An 18,923-nucleotide genomic window follows, 5' to 3' on the forward strand; every position below is an offset into this window, starting at 1 on the left:
GCATCGGCTTCTCCCTTTCTTCTCCATTCGTCACCTTGGCTTATTTAAATGCTGCGTCCAAGACGCTTCGTCATCTTGTCCGTTTGAACCTTTCTCAATATCAATTGGAACGCCCATATGGAATATTGAACCTATCTAGTTAGGCTTATTTTATTTTTTAACTAAGTCAACTTGGATTGTTTTTCCATCGAAACAATTAAACTCAATAACAGTGGTTGCACCTTTTGAAATAATCTTCGCATCAGATGGCGTTGAACCTGGCGCTATACTCCAGCTTCCTTTTAAAGTAAGTCGGACTGGTTGAACGGTACTTTTTGCATGCCATAATTCTCTTGAAACGATATCGTTATATGGTTTAAATTCTGTTGTTCTCCCCAACTCAGGATTTGAAACTGACAGTTTCATTTGATTTCCTTTTTCTTGGCCAACCATGGCAAAGCAAGGTTTGGTGGCACTAAGAACCAGTCCATCGGCTAATGAGGTATTTTCTTTTCTAATTGCGTACCCGGTAATGTTTTTTGGTAGGTAGCTTACGATATGGGCAACACTATCCTGTTGCACAACTTTAAAGAGCTTACTAAAATTACTTTTAAGCGCTTTTGCTCCTTGTATCCCTCCGTTTACATTGATTACGTATTGGTACGAACTACTTTTTGGGTTGGTACCATGAATGATTCGAGCGGTCTCAAAATCACCCGAGGCGGTTTTTTTACCGGATTGTTGTGGCTCTGTTTGCGTTGTTCTTTCAACTAAGATTTCGTCTGATGTTTTAATGTAATAGGCATGTCCCATAACATCAACATAGGTTGCAACTTTGCCACCATCATTTTTGATTTTGGTATTTAAACTTGTTATCTTTTTATCGTTAAAATAAGAAATACTATTTTCTTTAGTGATAGACAACTGCGCTAAAGTAGTTTGCACCAAATGCTCGTCATTTATCGCGGTAATATCACTACCTATAGCAACCAAATGATCATCAAAAAAGAAAACGCTTTTGTTTGCCTTTAAACTACTAAAAGGATCCATGTAGTTCATTCCGCTTACACCAAAACTGCCGTTTAGGTTAGCTCCTCCCAAGTAACTTTCGGGGATAAAACTTCGGGTTTTACGAGTCTTTACTTTTTCGCTGGGCAAATCAAAAGTGGTAGCTCCTGGCAACCTTGTCCAGTTCCAACCGTCAATACCATAACCGCTTGCTACGGTAGATATTGGATTTCCGCTTGCCAAAATACTTAACACCCCGGCGCTAGCGTACCGTCCGTAAACATTCTGCCCCGGACCAGATTCATAATCCCAAATGTACTTGCTAACTCCTTTCCATGATACCAGCCACTCATGTTGACGGTAAATAGTCAGTCCTCCGTTAGGGAAATACCAATAACCGTTTGGCGCCTTTTCGCTAGCGATATTTTGATGAGTGGTATTAATGGCTAATTCAAGAGCACCTAATGAACCATGATACATAATGCCACCAGTAACATCGTCTAAAAAAGATTTAAAATCATTTTCCTTCGGATTCCAGAGTCTCATAAATGCCGACTTCAATTCCTGCTGTAAAGGATTATCGTTATTAGCTACATATAAGAAATAAGGCATATTGTAAAGCAAGTCTCCCAAGTTTGTTGGAAACCTTCCGTTCGAAGCCCTTGGTGCATCGTACTTATTGGAATAAATACGCGTGGTTAAGATTGCTTTTGAAAGATTTTCTATCGCTTTTTCTCCAACTTCATAGCTCGAGCCTTTTAAAAGATAAGTCATTAGCGATGCCGTGTGCAAAGCCCCGGGAGCATAAGCGGACAGATAAGCACCTTTATGGTGATAACCTAAATAGTCGGACTTGATAAAATCGGCCCAACCATTTGAAATTTGTAAAGCTTTATTGAAAAGTTTTTGCAAAAAAAGCATTTCCGTTTTCCTCGATGGACTGTCTTTTGGTAAGCTCAGTATGTAACAAAGTCTGGTGTTGAACATCGCTCTAACACCATCGCTGTTATAACCTGTTTCTTCCCAAAGTAAAGGGAAATCTGATGCTGTGCCAGCAGAATTTGAAATCCAGTCTAACATCTCAATTTCAGTAGCAAACATACCTTTTGCTGATAGTTCGGTTTTCATTAAATATACAGAAAGACCATAAGGCAAAACATTGTTCCCCATAGATCCACCAAAACCTATAACGCCGGTTTCTTTGTAGGAATCTAACTTGCCGTAACCCATATCTAATCCTTTTTTCCATCCTTTCTTATGGAGGTATTGAAATACGGAAATAATTTTCTTTAAAGTGTTGGGGTTTTTATAATCAGGATTGGGGCTTGCAGGACCTCCTGGTAATTGATATCCCAAAGAGAGCGGGAATAAAATATTTCGAAATATATCTCTCACCTCCTCCTGACCGTTTTTGGCGGTTAGTACGTAAGCATCAGTTGAATCGAAATTGAAACGATTATAGGTTTTGTTAGCTTTATCTACGTAGCCTAATATTGCCTTATACCTTTCTTTAATTAAAGAATTTGAATAGTCAATTTGAGCGGAGCCTAAAATCCACGACATGTACTTATTAGAAATGTCATCAATATCATCAGCTTTAGCTACCGAAAAGTTTAGCGTTGCAATTAGGAGCAGAATTATCGTTTTTTTCATTTATTGGTCAGTGTTGTTTGTAAATCCTCATCAATCCATTAGCACTCAAATAGCTTAAAACTTTAGGTGTAAAACGCCAAAAATTTTTAGACTAAGCTTTTGAATAGGCTTAAGAAGGTAATTGTACAATATTGGTTAATAATTGATTTATCGAAAATAGGCTTATAAGCGTTTAAAGCGTTTTGATATTCGGTAAAATGCTTTCGGTTTTGAGTAATTTGAATTAAAAAATAGTTCAAAACCAGTGAAAGCTTGTTAATACAATTTGAAGAGGATTCTACTATTTAACTTAGATACGAGTTCCGGAATTAGGCAAAAAAAAAGCTTAAGTTTATAATTAATAAACCTAAGCTTAGCTGTTAAAGCAATAAAATTATTTTATCTTTTGCGAGTAGTTAGATAAGTTGTACTCAACGGGTACCGTACTACCGCCAACTCGGTAAATCCCGAATTTAAAGTAATAACCGTCTTCATCATTTCTCCCAATCATAATTTTCTCGTTATTTACGATATGGTTGTTTAGCTGTTTTTTATCTTTTAAATAAGACATGTTAATATCTAATTTCCCAGGCTTAACAATGGTTTCTTTCTCGCCTCCGTACTGGGTCCAATCAATAGCTATGTTAAAAGTTATCCAAGTATCTTTCGGGAAATCTTCGAATGGCATTTTATAGGCAATCGTAGATTCTTTAAAATCAGATTTTTCTACTGCCATGTTTCCACCTCGTTTAAGGCTCGCATTGGTGCGGTCGCTTTTATCAGTTAGATATTTACGATCAGAATTGGCTTTGATATAAAAATAACCATCAGAAAATCCGAAAGCTAAAGGCGGATAACCACCTTGTTCCACAAACCAACCGTTCGGCTTTTTGTCGACTTTAATTACGGTTTTTCCTTTTTGTTCAGTTTTACTGATGATATCATAACCTTGATCTTTTTTGAAAACCATTTTATCATAAAGCGCCAAGAATTCGTCGGTACTCAGCTTTCTCACCTCACCAGTTGGTGATGATGTTAAGGTGCGATCTGGCATACCATGCCACTGCGCAAAAATGGTTTTTCCATCTTTAGGGAAAGATGATGGTAAGTAAAACGAAAACGTAAAAGTACTTGACGAGCCTTGTGGGATAATCCCTTTACCATGGTGGTAAACGGTTTTCATTTTTTGTGCATCATCAAAATATTTTGTGGGATATTTTTGAAAATCAGCATGGGTAGCGTAAGCATAAGAAAGTTCTGCTCTACCTTTTGTTTCTCCCTCGCTGTATCCTGCTAAAGTATTATCATCTGCGCCTAAATAAAACTTATAGGAAGGTTTTCCTTTAAACGAATTTGTGTAATCAAGTTGGATAGCTTCAGGCTTTTTAATACCCACGCCTACCCATTCGCCACCGATAATCTGACTTTTTTTAGCTGAGTCACCTTGCACATCTACCCTAGCCTGTAATGGTGTTAATTTCTTATTCTGAGCGTGGCTAACCAGCGCTAACGAAACATAAAAGGCAGAAAGCAGTGAGATCTTTATTATTTCCATGGGATATTTAATGAATTAAACTCAATATATATTTAAAAGCAATCGGCTTAATATTAAACCGATTGCTTCTATTTTTTATTATTTAACGATAAACTTTTTAACATCGTTTAAACCATCGCCTTGGATGTTTAGTACATAAACACCTTTAGTAAGCATTGCAGGTATTGTAATTGCATTTGCTCCTTTAACAAGCTGTACGTTGCTACTAGCTACTTTTTGGCCATTAGCGTTAACCACTGTTATACTTACGTTGTTTAAATTTAAAGCACTGTTTAGGTTAACGTTTACAGACGATGAATTTGCATAAACGCTTAGATCGTTAGTGCTAAAAGATATAGAAACTGCTTTTGGTCCGTATATTTTAAAATCACCGTTATTATCTACTTGTTTCAATTGATAATAATTGGTTCCTGCAACAGCGCCTTTATCTGTAAAGCTGTACGTGTTTTTTGCGCTTGAATTGTTGTTACCTTTTACTTCGCCAATGGTTGTAAAAGTTTGCCCGTCTGTTGAGTGTTGAACTTCAAAACCTCTATTGTTTTGCTCTGATGCTGTTGACCAGTTTAGTTCTACTGCGCCGTTTACATTTTTAGCTGTAAAGTTATCTAAAGCGATAGGTAAAGTGATGGTAGAACCCGGTGTAAAAGAAATACCACGGAAACTGGTAGAACTTGTTGCGGTGGCTAGAACTGATACTGTTGCATCTGTAATTGTATTAGAAATGGTTGAGTTTGCGGCGGTTTTGTCAATTATTTTAACAACATTATTCCCTTTCGACTTGCTTGTTACAGCATATAATGTAGGTTTTCCATCCTCTAATCTTCCTGTCATACCTCTAAAAAACAAATCACCAGATATCCCGGAATCAACTTTTCCTTTAGCTGTCCAAGTTACACCGTTATCAGCAGAGTAAAACTTATATATTCCTCCAGTTGTTGCAGTTTCATCAGCAATATAAAGTAGATTGTTTCCAAAAAACACAAAATCACCTGGAAGTTGAATTACTGGACTAACAGCTATCTTAGCTGTAAGATCAACGGCTGTAGCTGCTGAAGTTGGTAACCCCGATCCTATTTGATTAAACATGTTTGTTTGAGGATTGTTAGTAGCGCCTGTAGAACTGTTTAACTCTCCGTTAAAAATTGAAATACTACCTGTATTTAAATCAGCGATTTGAGTTGGAGCTGCCAAAGTTTTAGAAACAGTGTTCAGCTCTGTATACAGAATACCCCCATTTGCTACGCCACTCCCACCAGCAAAATACACACCATATGTATTTGCGCTTTTATAAAACGCTATGGCTGAACGAGGATGAGTTCCAGAATGTGGTACAAGTACTGCGTTTGGATCTTCTGGTGTAGGTGCCGGGATATTGGGAATATTGATGCTACTAACCGTCTTGGCAACATCAACAACAACAAGTGTTCGAGAGTTGGTAGAAGGTTGTAGATTTCCGTTCGCCGCATCAGCAGGTAAGGACCCTAAATTATAACCATACATCGTTAAATAGTTTCGATCTGATGATAATTTGAGGTAGCCAGTGCTCAATGTGCTAGCCGACTGCCCTACCAAAAAATTAGGAATTGCGGTTTCTGTTCCTGTTTGGTTAGGTGCACTCGTATTCAGTTCAACTAAAGATACCGAACCAACATTTTTATAATTAGTTGGAGTTCCTGGGTATGGAGAAGTCGCCTTAACCACCACCAAATTGTCGGCGGTAAATTGTGCCATAGAAACTTGTGACACAGCAATACTTAATAAGAGTAGAAATGTTCTTTTCATAATTTTTGATTTTAATAAATTGGTTATTATTTGATAGAACTAATGTAGCAGAGATAGACTACAGCGAGTTTTGATTTTAGTTAATTCTATTTCGTTTTTGTTGAATGATTGTTTATGAGCAAAACAAACGAGACTTTCATTTTTTTTAGTTAAGGATTTATTACAAATGGCGTGAGTTATGGGTCTTTTCTTTTGTATAAAACTATCCTAAATGGTAATTTTAGCCTTCCCGCACAGTCTTGCCTGCTCTCATGCCGAGCAAAGGCATTTACTTTTTTTCCGCAAAAAAGTAAACAAAAAACTCTCGCCTGCGCCGGTTGCTACAATGGAAGTGCTTTAATTTCTTCATCGTTTCCGCAACCGCCAAGGGCGAAAAGGAGCTCAATTAAGGGTAGTGCTTGGGCTGGATAATGTCGATAGACCCAAAACTCACCTTTGGTTAAATGACTTATAGCTAAACCTTTGACACAAAAAAAGCCTGTGCTAAAAAATAACACAGGCGATTCTAAGTTTAAAAAAACGAATAATTAAAAATTCTGTTTTATAGTATGTTGCTTACCATCAATGGTAATGATCATATCAATAATACCCTTCTGTGGGTTGTTAGTTTTACCTTCGATTAAATTAATCTCTGGTGCATTTTTACCGTTAAAAGGATATAATACCGTAGTAAAGTTTACTGCTTTAGCATCCGTTTTTTGTTTTTCGAAAACAAAAGCTGGGCGTTTAAGCTCTTCTCTATAACCATAAGAAACTTTACCTTCTTCTTCGGTAAACTTCGCTGTATTTACATCGAAGTTCCTTACTAAAAGGTTGTTACCATCTTTAAAGTTAGTTTGAACACTATTTTTTGCTTTGTTATAAATTGCATCGCCTTCTACCAATTGAAAGTGAACACCAACGTTTCCGGTAGCATCGCCATTGGCCTGGTCAAAAATTACGAAATATTTATTCTCTAAAAACAAAACCGTTCTTACGTGATTTAGATTTTTATAACTCGGGTTGCTGTAAACCAAGATATCTGCCTTTGGCGTGGTTTTCCAAATCATCAACTTGGCATCGCAGGTATCCATATCCTGGTTATCAAGCGTCAAAGTTTTATGAACTTTAGTTTGACGGTACCAGTTTCTCAACTTCATAATCTCGGCATCGCCACCGTAAACGTAAGCACCAGCATCTGGCATAAAATTACGCCCCTTAACCCAAAGGTCGAAAGTGCCGTTATCTGGCTGGCTATGCCAAAACGCAGGCGGACTAGCTTTTAAAACCATTACTGTTGCCGTATCTTTCCAGCTGTTTCTGAAAGTGTAGAAACCGCCATCTTTTAATGCTTTAGAAAGAAAATTTGGTGCTTGTCCTTTTTTCCCGTCGGTTGCATAATATTCAATTAGTTTATTATCTGGAAAAACCTTTGCCCATTCTTTGTAATTTTTAATCATACTACTTTTGGTCTCTAACTTCGCATCAGAAAACATAGGAAAAGTATAATCTGGAAAAGAAAAATTTCCAGTTGCTACAATCATTTCTTCTATTGTTTTTTTGTACGATGCTGGAAATTCATCAGCCATATTAGCTAGCTGAGCCATTCTGTAAGCTTTCAAAAAGATATTGATTCCAGCTACATGATAGTTTGGCGATAATTCAATCTGAAGCCCATCAGGGTAAATCTGCTTTTTGATTTCTTCATTTAAAATTTCGATCCCACTTTTTCTCCATGTTGCTGCACCCTTTAATTCTGGAAAAAATGCACCGGCATAAATCATTCTTTGTGCCTCAAAAAGCAAATGGTTACCTTTTTCGGAATAGTTGTTCAAAATATAATTAGCATGTTTTTGATAGTTGTTTAAAAAGGCCATCAAAAAATCGGCAGTAAAATGCGGAGAGCTAATGAACATATTAAACATACCTGTTTGATCCTGTATGCGGGTTGCAACTTCTAAGGGGCGCCAAGCAAACCTGTCGTTTTCTTTAGATAAACCCAGCGGATTTTTTTTGATCCAATCTAAGTATTCGAAAACCCATTCTGCTGCATATTTCTCATCACCTGATGACCAATAAGCCAAACCCAGAGGTTCCCACCAATAAGTACGGTGTAACTGCCAGCGGATTTCGTTATCTTTAATTGGCCAGTATTGCCAGTTGATATCTTTGCCATAATCAATAAAGCCATAACCTTTATGTACAAAAAACTTGTGATCTAAAGCTTTATCTGCTTTTTCTTGTACACCAGCAGGTAGTTTTTTGCCAGCGTAACTAGCTCTGTCTTCCTTATTATAGTCTGGGTGTTTAATGTCGCTACGTTGCTGGTAATACTTCAACAAAGCTTTTGCAGCCGCATCGTACTTTTTGCTGACTACCAAACTTTTAACTTTCCCTAAACCTGGTGATTCCAAATTAATGGCATCAAAGCTTTCTTTGGTAAGGTCGCTTTTTGCAACTGCGCTGGATAAAAATGGCAGCAACAGGAAAAGTAAACTAGAAATTATTTTGAGTTTCATGGATTTATTTTAGTTGATGGTTTTTAAATCAATATTCTTTAACGATGCATATCTTAGTAACGCTTCCAAATAGTAATAATCTGCATAGTTTATAGGAGTATTAACTTCAGAGTTATACAACAAAGCTCCTACGCTATGTTTCAAAATGAAAGAATGATTCGTATTTGGTGCTGCTAAATACTCTGGAGACGATAAGGATTTCAACATAAACTCTGCATAATCAAAATACTTCTGACCGTCTTTTACTTCCTTGCTTAAGTCTAACAATGCAGAAGCGATTACTGCCCCGGCAGAAGCATCTTTAAAAGCTCTTTCTCCGTTATTGTGTACATCGTAATCCCAATACGGTATTTTATCAACATCTGTGTTTGGATGGTTCATAATAAAAGACGCAATTTGTACGGCAAAATCTAAAAATATTTTATTCTTAGTCTCTTTGTATGACATTACATAGCCATATAAACCCCATGCTTGTCCTCTAGACCATGCTGATTCATCGGTTAAACCTTGATAAGTTCCTTTGGAAATTGCTCTTCCAGAAAGCGTATCGTAATCTATCACGTGATATGAGCTGATATCTTCTCTGAAATGATTCTTCATCGTGGTAATGGCATGCTGTTCGGCCACTTTTGCAAACTCTGGCTTCTTAAATTTATCAGCCGACCAAAATAAAAACTCCAAGTTCATCATATTGTCAATAATCACTGGATATTGCCATTTTCCAAAATCCCAAGATCTTATTGCACCAACTGTTGGATTAAATCTGTTAGCCAAGTTTTGCGCACCGTTCTTTAAAGGTGGTAGATAAATTTTATCATTCGTTAATCTGTAGCCGTTGCCATAAGAACAATAAAGCATAAAACCAACATCATGATTATCTTTAACATATTGTACAGAATCTAAAGCTAAAGTGAATTTTCTGGCATCGGCTTTAAGTTTGTTATCTCCGGACATTTCATACCCGTACCATAAGCTTCCCGGAAAAAAACCGGTTGTCCAATCATTGTTATGTGTTAATCTTACCTTTCCTGTCGGGTAAACAGATCTTGGGTTTAACCCAGGCGTATAAGTATCTCCAGCTTTCTTCAACTGTTGGACAATAGTCGTTTTAGCATTTTTTAACCAATTTAAGTTTTCCTGAGCTTGTAGATTACTACTGCTACCAATTGTGATAAGCGCACAACCGATAAGTAGACTTGCGATTCTCTTCATGTTAATATATCGTTTATAATTTAATGATGAAGGTAGCACAGGAAGGATAATTTGAATTTAAGTATTATCTAAATTAGTTTAGGTTTTGTTGAATGTGGGCTTTGTGGATAGAATAAACTGAATAAAACCAAGATTTCGAGCTTTTCGTCTTGTGTGAGTCTGCTTACGGCTAGAAGATTACTGAAAAGAAATCTGTATTTTATTTACTTCATTTAGATTACTTTCTGAACACTACAAAAAGCAACTTCAAATAGCTCATATAAATTTAACGTACAGAACAAACAGTAAAAACTGAGTAAATAATTTGTTTTAAAACCGACAATTGATTAAATATGTCCTAAAGATCAAACATCACATTTGTTATCAATGACTTATCAATCTATATTTCTTAATTTTTTTAAACTAAAATAAACTTATAGGTTGATAATATGAAAATCGTTTCTATATTTGAAGACTATTTATTTTCATTCTGTTACGGAAATGGCACTATAAATGAGTATGACAGATTAATGGAACTTTGGACAGATGTAGATTATTTGAAAAATTTTGCCATCAAAAACCATATTCATTCTATAAAAGAATTTGTTCTAGAACGCTTAGAAGAAGCAGATGAATTACAGGATATTTTATATCAAATTGAACAAAAAACACAACGTCTTGAAAGCTATTTCATGCCACTTCACAATCATGAGATTGGTTTTAAAATCCTATCTCTTCAAAAGGGTAAAATTCCAAAAAACAAACTACGTATTTATGCTGTTAAAATAGATGAACATTGTTTTGTAATTACAGGAGGTGCCATTAAAATGAGTCAAAAAATGGATGACCATGAAGAAACCAAAAATGAACTAATTAAACTAAATTTTGCTCAACAATATTTGAAAGCAAATGATGTATATGACTCAGGATCATTCTTTGAATTATTAACTGAAGAAAATGACTAATAAAGAAAAATTCATACAACTAGTATCCCCCGTAAAAACGGATACGCTAGAACAAAACAAAAACAGAATCAAAAACAGAAGCATGCTTAAGGAAGCTCAAGGCATTGCTTTAAAGGTGATTTTGAAACTAGACGTATTGGGTTGGAGCCAAAAAGACTTAGCCTTAAAAATGAATGTTAGTCCACAATACATCAATAAGGTTGTAAAAGGGAAAGAGAATATCACCATTGAAACACAAATTAAACTACAAGTTTTATTAGACATTCCTATTCTTGCGAGTTATTATGAAAAAAAATCATCTAAACATACTGAAGAGATTTTAAGTTTTCAAAAAGATGAATCCTATAAACCAGCTGTTTCTGCAATTCATCAAAGTTATACCGAGCAAGGGAAGATAATAACCTTACCAAAAAGGATAAATAAAGGCGACGATTGGTTAGAAGAGATGTAATGAAAAAGGAAGTAAAAAAAATTGATTTTAAACTCCAACAGATTAAAACTGAACAGTTTGCTATTTTGGAGGACAACTATAATCCAAAAAACGAAACATCTTTAGCTACATCTGTATCTTTTAGGTTAGATCAAGAAACTATGCAAGTTGGCGTATTTGCAGATTTCACATTTTCACAAGCAAAAAAGATATTTATAAAAATAGAAGTGAGTTGCCATTTCGAAATCCCTAATCATTCCTGGGAACAATTCAAACATGCACAAAAGCAAGGTTTACAAATCCCAAAAGATTTTTTATCACACCTTTTAATCATCACTGTTGGCACAACAAGAGGGGTTTTGTTTGCAAAAACAGAAAACACTCGGTTCAATAAGTTTATCATCCCTTCTTTAAAGATTGATGAAATTATAACAGAAGATGCATTCTTCGATTAAAGGCGAACCGGCTAGAAGAGCTATTATTCACTAGGCGTCGTCTATTGAACAAAAAATCAAATGTTACCGGCAAACTCATAAATAGATTAACGATTTATCGTATTCGCTATCGTCCAAACCTCTAAAACTACCGCCACAATAGCTTATCGATGAATAAATTGAAAATTTGCTAGTCAGAAAGGAATAGAAATTACACCAGTTATCATTCGATTTTAAAAACCGAAGAACCCTCCTTATACAATTTATATAGCTTGTCAAAATTCCTAAAAATAAAATCCCCAATTCTTTCGAATTGGGGATTAAAATAAATTGTGTTAAGCTTGATTACGCAGGGTCCTCCCGCGAGAGACCCTGCTTGGACAAAAATGATTGCTATAATCCAATCATGCTGATAATCTTATTTGGTGTTACCTACCAACCGAAGTTCTGATCAAACTTTGGCATTAAGTCCATATCTCTTTGTGGGATAGGAAATAAATCGTGTTTGGTTTTAGTAGTATAACCTGGAGTGGCTACTGCATAGTTTGGCGCACCAGCAGAAAGCCACCATATACCAAGTTGCTGACTAGTACTTTTTACAGTTTCGAAATAAATACCCCAACGTATTAAATCCATTCTTCTGCTTCCTTCAAAGGCTAATTCATAAGCTCTTTCTTTACGAACTGCAGTTTGGAAGGCTAGGTAATCTAAGCCAGCGGTTAAATCTGCAACAGAACTACCGCTACCTGTTGGCAAACCGTAACCACGTCTGCGTACCATATTAACAGCTGCATAAGCATCATCATTCGGTGCTTTTTTCCACTCGTTCATTGCTTCTGCGTATATCAGTAATACGTCGGCATAACGCAACACATACCAATTTACATTAGATTTATCATTATTGATTAACTTGTTGCTTTGCGGAACGTATTTTTCTGTGTCCCACTTAGCTGGGGTATAATTCTGCTTTTCCTTTTGCTTTTTTGTTGGATCAGCATCGTTAGCTTGGCCAATAAGATCTGTATCAGAAGCACTCTGGGCATATAAAGTTTTTGATGGATTATATTGATAGTTAGCTATAGAAATATCTCTCCTTAAATCTAGCGGAGAGTTACGCCAGTCGAGCACAAAAGTATGAACTACCTTTACGTTACCGGCATTACTTCCACGTTCGCCAGCAATGGTTGTAGCTTTTACACCGTTCCATTTACCAATACGCCCTATCGGATCAGATCCTAAGCTGGCGGTTGGAGAAAAGAAAGAAACTTCAATTAAACTCTCTGTTGGGTTCCAAACACCTGCGCCAGAATTCTTCCACAACTGCTCATAATTAGGTAGCAAGCCATGTTTATTTGATTGAATTAATATTTGAGCAGTTTTAGCGGCCATTTCCCATTTAGACACATCTTTAACCGGATTACCAGCCCATGTTGCGTAAACCTTAGCTAACAAACCTAATGCAGAACCTTTAGAAAAACGGAAACTATTATTTCCTCTAAAAGTATCATCTGTGGCGTAAGGAAGGTTTTCAATAGCAAACTGTAAATCTTGCTCTATAAACTCATAAACTTTTGCCGGATCTTCTTGCACAAAAGTTGATGGTGCCTGGTTAGACATTGCCGTATTAGTAATTAAAGCAATGTGACCGTATCTACGTACCAATTCAAAATAGTAAAGCCCACGTAAACCTCTGGCTTCGCCCAAATAAATTTGTGCCAGTTGCTTATCTGTTTCTGTATAATTTACCATTTTTTGCTCCAGACTTTCGATAAAATCATTGGCATTATAAATAGAATTATACAAAGTTCCCCAAGTGCGCTGTACTTCTGCTTGGTTAGCAGTAAATGAATTGGTTGGGATGATACGGAAGTTCTCATTTGTACTTCCTTCTACCTGTGCGATATCGGTTCCTAAAGTAAGTAGGATAGATAAGTGATAGCCATATAAATCATCGCTTACCATGTTTCGGTAAACACCCAACAGTACGTTTTTGGCTTCTGCCGCATTCAACATATACTTACTTTTGTCGATGTCTGTTTTTGACTCCTCAAGCAAGATATCTTTACACGAGGTACTTATCATAAGCACAAGTGATGTTAGAATAAAAATTACTCTTTTCATTTCTTTTTCTTTTTTAATTAAAATTGAACCTCTAATCCGAATGTGAACACCTTACTTCTAGGGTATGCACCCCAATCCAAGCCTGGTGTCATTGGGTTATTGCCCGCTGTACTCACTTCAGGGTCGTAACCACTGTAACCAGAGAAAGTAACTAGGTTTTGTGCCGACACGTATAATCTAGCTTTTGACATTGCTGCCTTTTTGATAAACTGAGTTGGTAAGTTATAACCCAATGAAATACTCTTTAACCTTAAAAAAGAGCCGTCTTCAACAAAACGAGAATACACATCGTTTGTAGTATATCCGTTGGTTGATGGTACTTTGTTAGACGCATTTGTAGGTGTCCATCTGTCTGCAACTTCTGCAAGCATATTTCTACGACCAGAGCGAGACTGTGTTGCGTATAAACGAGTTGCGTTGTAGATATCGTTTCCGTAATTAAACTGAACCAACACACCCATATCAAACTTCTTGTAGTTAAACGTATTGTTAAAACCACCAAACCATTTAGGTATTGCGTTACCTATGTCTGTACGGTCGTTGGTTGTAATGATACCATCTCCATCTTGGTCTTTATATTTCACCATTCCTGGAGCTAAACCTGTTAAGCGCTTGTTATTGGTGACGCCGCTTTTTAGCACTAAAGTTCCGTCTGGGGTTGTGTTAAAATCATTTGACTGATAAATACCGTCAAACTCATAACCGTAAATAATACCTAAAGACTGACCAACGATTGCTGCATAATCATTCTCGGTAAAGTTACTATCGAAACCAGAACGTGTGTACATTGCATTGGTACCTGACTGTAAAGCAACTAGCTCATTTTTAATAAAGGAAATGTTGAAATTGGTTTCCCAAGAAAAGTTTTTCTGAAGAATTGGCTTTCCTGTTATACTTAGCTCCAAACCTTTGTTTCTTATTTTTCCGATATTCTGGTATTGAGAAGAAAAACCTGTTACCTGTGCAAGAGATTGTGCTAGCAATAGATCTTTTGTATCCTTAACAAATAAATCTGTTGTTAAGGTGATTCTGTTTTTTAAGAATCCCCAATCAATCCCTAGGTTAATGGTTGATGAACCTTCCCATTTTAGGTTATCGTTTTTAAGTTGTTTAGGCGTTAATACAGTAGCAGTTGAACCACCAATACCGTATTTACTGGTTTCGTAAAGATCTAATGAAAGAAAGTTTGAGATTCTATCGTTACCTACAACTCCCCAACCTAAACGAACCTTAAGATCAGAAATAGCATCAATATTTTTGATAAAATCTTCTTGAGACACTCGCCATGCTGCCGCAAAAGATGGGAAATAGCCCCATTTGTTTTTGTTGGCAAAAACGGTTGAACCATCTGCTCTTAACGTTGCTGTTAGTAAATACTTATTATCGTAGTTATAATTAGCTCTGGTAAAAAATGACAGTAATTGTTTATCTGAATAATCTGATTCAACACGGCTAGGAGTTGCACCAACGCCTAGGTTGTTGTTTCCCAAATTATCAAACGGAAAATCCATCGCTTGTCCTAACAGGTACTCGGAGCTATTAAAAGACATTTCTTGACCAACCATTACATCGTAGCTGTTCTTTTTATCAATCTTCTTTTTATATGTTAAGTTGTTGTAGTTGATCCACCTTACACTTTTACCCATTTGCGTTTGTCCATAAGGTTTTTGTCCGTTACGGTACGCTTCTTTTGAACCATCTTTGTAAAAAACATCGTTACGGGTATTATTGGTGTTATAAGTTCCCGCAGAACGGAAGGTTAAACCTTTCATAATGTCCCAATTAACAGCTAAGTTGGTTGACCATAATTCTGCATTTCTGTTATTTACAACAGATTGAGTTTGTAAAATTGGGTTTACCTGAGCTAAACTAGCTCCATCTTCCAAAATTTCGGGGTCAATAGCCGATGATAAAAGCAAATCATCATCTACTTTTAATCCACCTGTTGGTCTCGCACTAAAAATTTGCGCAAGCATATTAAACCTACCGCCGTCTGCTGTTGTTCCAGCTCCAGACCTATCTGTGTTTGCATAATTTATGGTTGCATCTACAGTTACGCTTTTAGTTAATTTTTGGTTTATTCTGATTTTCGCAGCGGTTTTATCAAAACCACTGTTGTTGAAAATACCGTTCTCTTTATATTTATTGAAAGAGAAATTGTACTTGGTGGTTTCTATCCCTCCGTTTACAGAAATATTATGATCTGTTGACCAAGTTGGTCTGAAGGTTTCATCTTGCCAGTTTATACCTTTAACCCCAATATAATCTTCTGCAGATTGGTATTTGAAAGGTGTACCATCAACATCATCTCCTAATCTATAATAGGTATTAGCATATGCTGGGTTTACATCTGCCTGAAGCTTAACAAACTCATAAGGACTCAAAAGCTCCAATGTTTTATCAATCTGGCGATTGGTACTTGCAACACTATAAGTCAATTTTGGGCTACCTATTTTTCCAGATTTTGTGGTTACCAATACTACTCCATTTGCTGCTCTTGCTCCGTAAATAGCAGCAGACGATGCGTCTTTTAGCACTTCGATAGATTCAATATCAGAATTAGATAAGAAACTTAAATTAGCCACCTCAAATCCGTCTACAATATAAAGTGGAGAGGCATCACCAGTCAAGGTACCTACACCGCGAATGTTGACATTAAAACCAGAACCTGGTTCACCATCATACTGGGTAATTTGTACGCCGGCTACTTGTCCGCCCAAAGCAGCTAAAACAGAACCTGCCTTAAAACCTTCAACATCTTTACCTTTAATACTTGCAACCGCTCCGGTAAGATCGCCACGTTTTACTGTACTATAACCAACAACCACCACTTCTTGCAAAGCTGCGTTTTCTGGGACTAGTCTTATTACCAAATCATTTTGATCACTCACACGAAGTGCAGTTTCTACGTAACCAACGTAAGTAACCATTAAGGTTTCTCCTTTTTGCACACGCAATTGAAAAGCACCTTTTTCATCGGTTATGGCGTTGGCTGGTTTTCCTATAATGGTGATTGTTGCACCTGCCAATGGAGTTGAGCCCTCCCCAAACACCTTCCCTTTTAATGTAACCTGTTGTGCGTAGGTACTTATCGAAAACATCACAGCTACAATAGCCATCAGTACTCCCTTACACATATTCGCTTTCTTTATCATATTATACATTTTTGTTCTCTTTAAAATTTCGAATCAAACCATAAAATAATCGGAAACAATTGTCCTCCACTTTGCGGATCCTTTCCATCTGTTCCAAAAGTGATCTGCCCACTCATTACTCCGTTTGCTGGTTCTCCATCCACAATCCATTTATTTGGGTTAACTACAACTTCAAACGTGGCTGCATCTACATAAGCCATAGCCTGTGTAACGCTATTAACATTTCCGTAATAAGAAAGTGGATCTCTTGACCCATAATTTGGACTAATACCCCGACCGGCTGCATAGTTATCCCACAGTCCACGTAGGAATGAATTTGCTACAGATGGTTGCCCGTCTAAATGTGGTCCGAAGAAGTTATAGTAATTGAATGTACGTCTGTAATCTAACGTAAACTTAGATTTATCAGTAACGCCGGCGATTACAGGAACTGTTGAACGTCCGCCTTTGGTAGGGTTTGCCTGATAAACAAAAGGAGAGTATTCTACAGTAACCATTTCGGTACTGGTAGCTGATTTTACAGGTTGTGAGTTATGGATAAATATTGGTGTTTGTACTGAAAACTCTTCTGGTGTGCCTTTACCTGCCGTAGCCGTAACCATAAAAACACCAATTTGTGCAGCACTGATACCTTTTGGAATTATTTCTCCGGTGGCAGCATCTATGGTTGTTCCAGATCCTTGGTGAACGTTTCTGATTTCGTAAGTCACACTTACCTTTGCATCTGTTGTTGGTGATGGCTGTACTGTTGAAAGTGCAGCGCCAGAAGCTACCCTAAACTGATTGGCATAATTTTGTGCTGGGGCTAAACCAAGGTTATTACCATATCTTACGTAAGTAAAATAATTAGGATTTTCGGCTATTGTTAAGGCAAAACTAGCTGTTGATTCATTTTTAGGATTTGTTGCTTTTACTTTAACCGTATAAGTACCTAAAGCAATGCTGTTGCCTTTAACCGCACTAATTTTTCCCTGCGCATTTAAAGTAATTTTCCCTTGTAAAGCAGCTGGTAAGTCTACAAACTCAAAACGAACTTCGTCTCCTTTAAAACCTGCCGCAGGGCTTAAGTCAAACGCTACTGCTTGAATAGCATTTTTATTTGCGTAAGTGAATTGCTGTATTGGCTCAATAAACTCAACCACATCTAAAGTAAATGCATTTGTAAAAACTACGCCAGCTTGATCGTACTCATTTTTTACATTTACGTTAACCTTATATTGTTGCCCAGCTGTAAAGCTGTGGTTTTCTGCAACCGTTATAACACCCGTTTTTGCATCAATCTTAATTTTGTCTGTAGTAGGTGTTACATTTGTAATTGCATATGCCACATTATCTAAAGAACCTTTAAGCGCTGGCACAGTACTGGTATAAGAGGTTTTTCCGCTTTGTACACTCTCCTCTTCAATTTTCCCAGTAGCTGGCGCATAAGTTAATGCCAAGGGTTTAGAAATCACGTTGATTTCTATTGCGTTCTGAAAAATTCCTTCATCTCCTGCTGATGCTCCCGTTGTTAACTTCAGCGAAAGCACATATTTGCCTGGTAATAACGTTGCGTCGCCCCTTACAATAGAGATTAAACCTGTAGAAGAAACGGCAAAGTATTTAGAATAGTCGGTTTTAGCTATCTCGTATTTTCTGATAGAAACGTGATCGCCATTCGTAGTTACCTGCGCAGTAGGCAGTTCTACAGTACTAGCTGCATCAATCACATCTGCATAGTTAACAGTAAGCTTGTTTGGTTCTACGGTAATACCTTCCGGTACAGGTCTCATCATGTTAACTTCAACCGCATCTTTAAACTGGTACATTTTTCCGCCAGACATGCAACTGATTGTTAGTTTATATAAACCAATAGACAAATCCTTGGTGTCTTTAATACTGATGGATCCGTTATCGGGATTAACCTCAAAGCTAGTTCCTGTATAAGCAACGCCATCTAATGTAATGCCTGTAATTTCGAAAGCGCTAGGATTACCGCCGTTGTAAGAAGGAGAAGAAATAATCCCGCTCATGGATGGTCCAATATCCGTCATACCGTTATAGTAGATTGTAAAAGGTCCATTATCAATAACTTCTTCTTTTTTACAAGCTGCCACAATAAAGAGCAGTGCAAAAGCCCACGAAATGTATCGCTTTACGTTTGGTTTTGTATTTATCAACTTCAACATATGAT

Annotated in this window: 11 protein-coding genes; 3 read left to right on the forward strand and 8 right to left on the reverse strand. The window is 36.9% G+C overall.

Annotated elements, in window-relative coordinates; all coding sequences use genetic code 11:
• Positions 1-150 precede the first annotated feature (150 nt).
• The 5 genes from B176_RS0109110 to B176_RS0109135 form a co-directional block, all read right to left on the reverse strand.
• Positions 151-2,640: a chondroitinase family polysaccharide lyase gene (locus B176_RS0109110; RefSeq protein ID WP_017258496.1), complete on the reverse strand. Its 2,490-nt coding sequence runs from the start codon at positions 2,638-2,640 to the stop codon at positions 151-153.
• Between the two features lie 373 nt (positions 2,641-3,013).
• Complete coding sequence (locus B176_RS0109115; RefSeq protein ID WP_017258497.1) at positions 3,014-4,174, reverse strand: heparin lyase I family protein; 1,161 nt, start codon at positions 4,172-4,174, stop codon at positions 3,014-3,016.
• 78 nt (positions 4,175-4,252) lie between these two features.
• Entirely contained in the window at positions 4,253-5,956 is a 1,704-nt protein-coding gene (locus B176_RS20250; protein ID WP_083852699.1) for a T9SS type A sorting domain-containing protein, read from the reverse strand.
• A 527-nt stretch (positions 5,957-6,483) separates the two neighbouring features.
• Positions 6,484-8,454, reverse strand: coding sequence for a heparin-sulfate lyase HepC (gene hepC / locus B176_RS0109130; protein WP_017258500.1), 1,971 nt, complete (start codon positions 8,452-8,454; stop codon positions 6,484-6,486).
• A 9-nt stretch (positions 8,455-8,463) separates the two neighbouring features.
• Complete coding sequence (locus tag B176_RS0109135; protein ID WP_017258501.1) at positions 8,464-9,666, reverse strand: glycoside hydrolase family 88 protein; 1,203 nt, start codon at positions 9,664-9,666, stop codon at positions 8,464-8,466.
• A 428-nt stretch (positions 9,667-10,094) separates the two neighbouring features.
• Between B176_RS0109135 and B176_RS0109140 the strand changes: the two genes are divergently transcribed.
• From B176_RS0109140 to B176_RS0109150, 3 genes are read left to right on the forward strand one after another with little or no spacing between them, the layout of a single operon-like run.
• On the forward strand, positions 10,095-10,610 hold the full coding sequence (locus tag B176_RS0109140; RefSeq protein WP_017258502.1) for a hypothetical protein: 516 nt from the start codon (positions 10,095-10,097) through the stop codon (positions 10,608-10,610).
• Positions 10,603-11,061 carry a helix-turn-helix transcriptional regulator gene (locus B176_RS0109145; RefSeq protein WP_017258503.1) on the forward strand — a complete coding sequence of 153 codons (459 nt, stop codon included), beginning with the start codon at positions 10,603-10,605 and terminating at the stop codon, positions 11,059-11,061. Before B176_RS0109140 ends, B176_RS0109145 begins: the two co-directional genes overlap by 8 nt.
• Entirely contained in the window at positions 11,061-11,495 is a 435-nt protein-coding gene (locus tag B176_RS0109150; RefSeq protein WP_017258504.1) for a hypothetical protein, read from the forward strand. The genes B176_RS0109145 and B176_RS0109150 overlap by 1 nt, the downstream gene beginning before the upstream one ends.
• A 411-nt stretch (positions 11,496-11,906) precedes the next feature.
• On the opposite strand, the gene B176_RS0109155 is transcribed toward B176_RS0109150, so the two are convergent.
• From B176_RS0109155 to B176_RS0109165, 3 genes are read right to left on the reverse strand one after another with little or no spacing between them, the layout of a single operon-like run.
• A complete protein-coding gene (locus tag B176_RS0109155) occupies positions 11,907-13,595 on the reverse strand; it encodes a RagB/SusD family nutrient uptake outer membrane protein (RefSeq protein WP_026063242.1) in 1,689 nt (562 codons plus the stop codon).
• Positions 13,596-13,612: 17 nt separating this feature from the next.
• Positions 13,613-16,759 (reverse strand): SusC/RagA family TonB-linked outer membrane protein, encoded by a 3,147-nt coding sequence (locus B176_RS0109160; RefSeq protein WP_026063243.1) that lies wholly within the window; start codon positions 16,757-16,759, stop codon positions 13,613-13,615.
• 11 nt (positions 16,760-16,770) lie between these two features.
• Positions 16,771-18,918: a surface glycan-binding family protein gene (locus B176_RS0109165; protein WP_017258507.1), complete on the reverse strand. Its 2,148-nt coding sequence runs from the start codon at positions 18,916-18,918 to the stop codon at positions 16,771-16,773.
• Positions 18,919-18,923 lie beyond the last annotated feature (5 nt).

The organism is Pedobacter arcticus A12, assembly GCF_000302595.1.
Lineage (GTDB): Bacteria > Bacteroidota > Bacteroidia > Sphingobacteriales > Sphingobacteriaceae > Pseudopedobacter > Pseudopedobacter arcticus.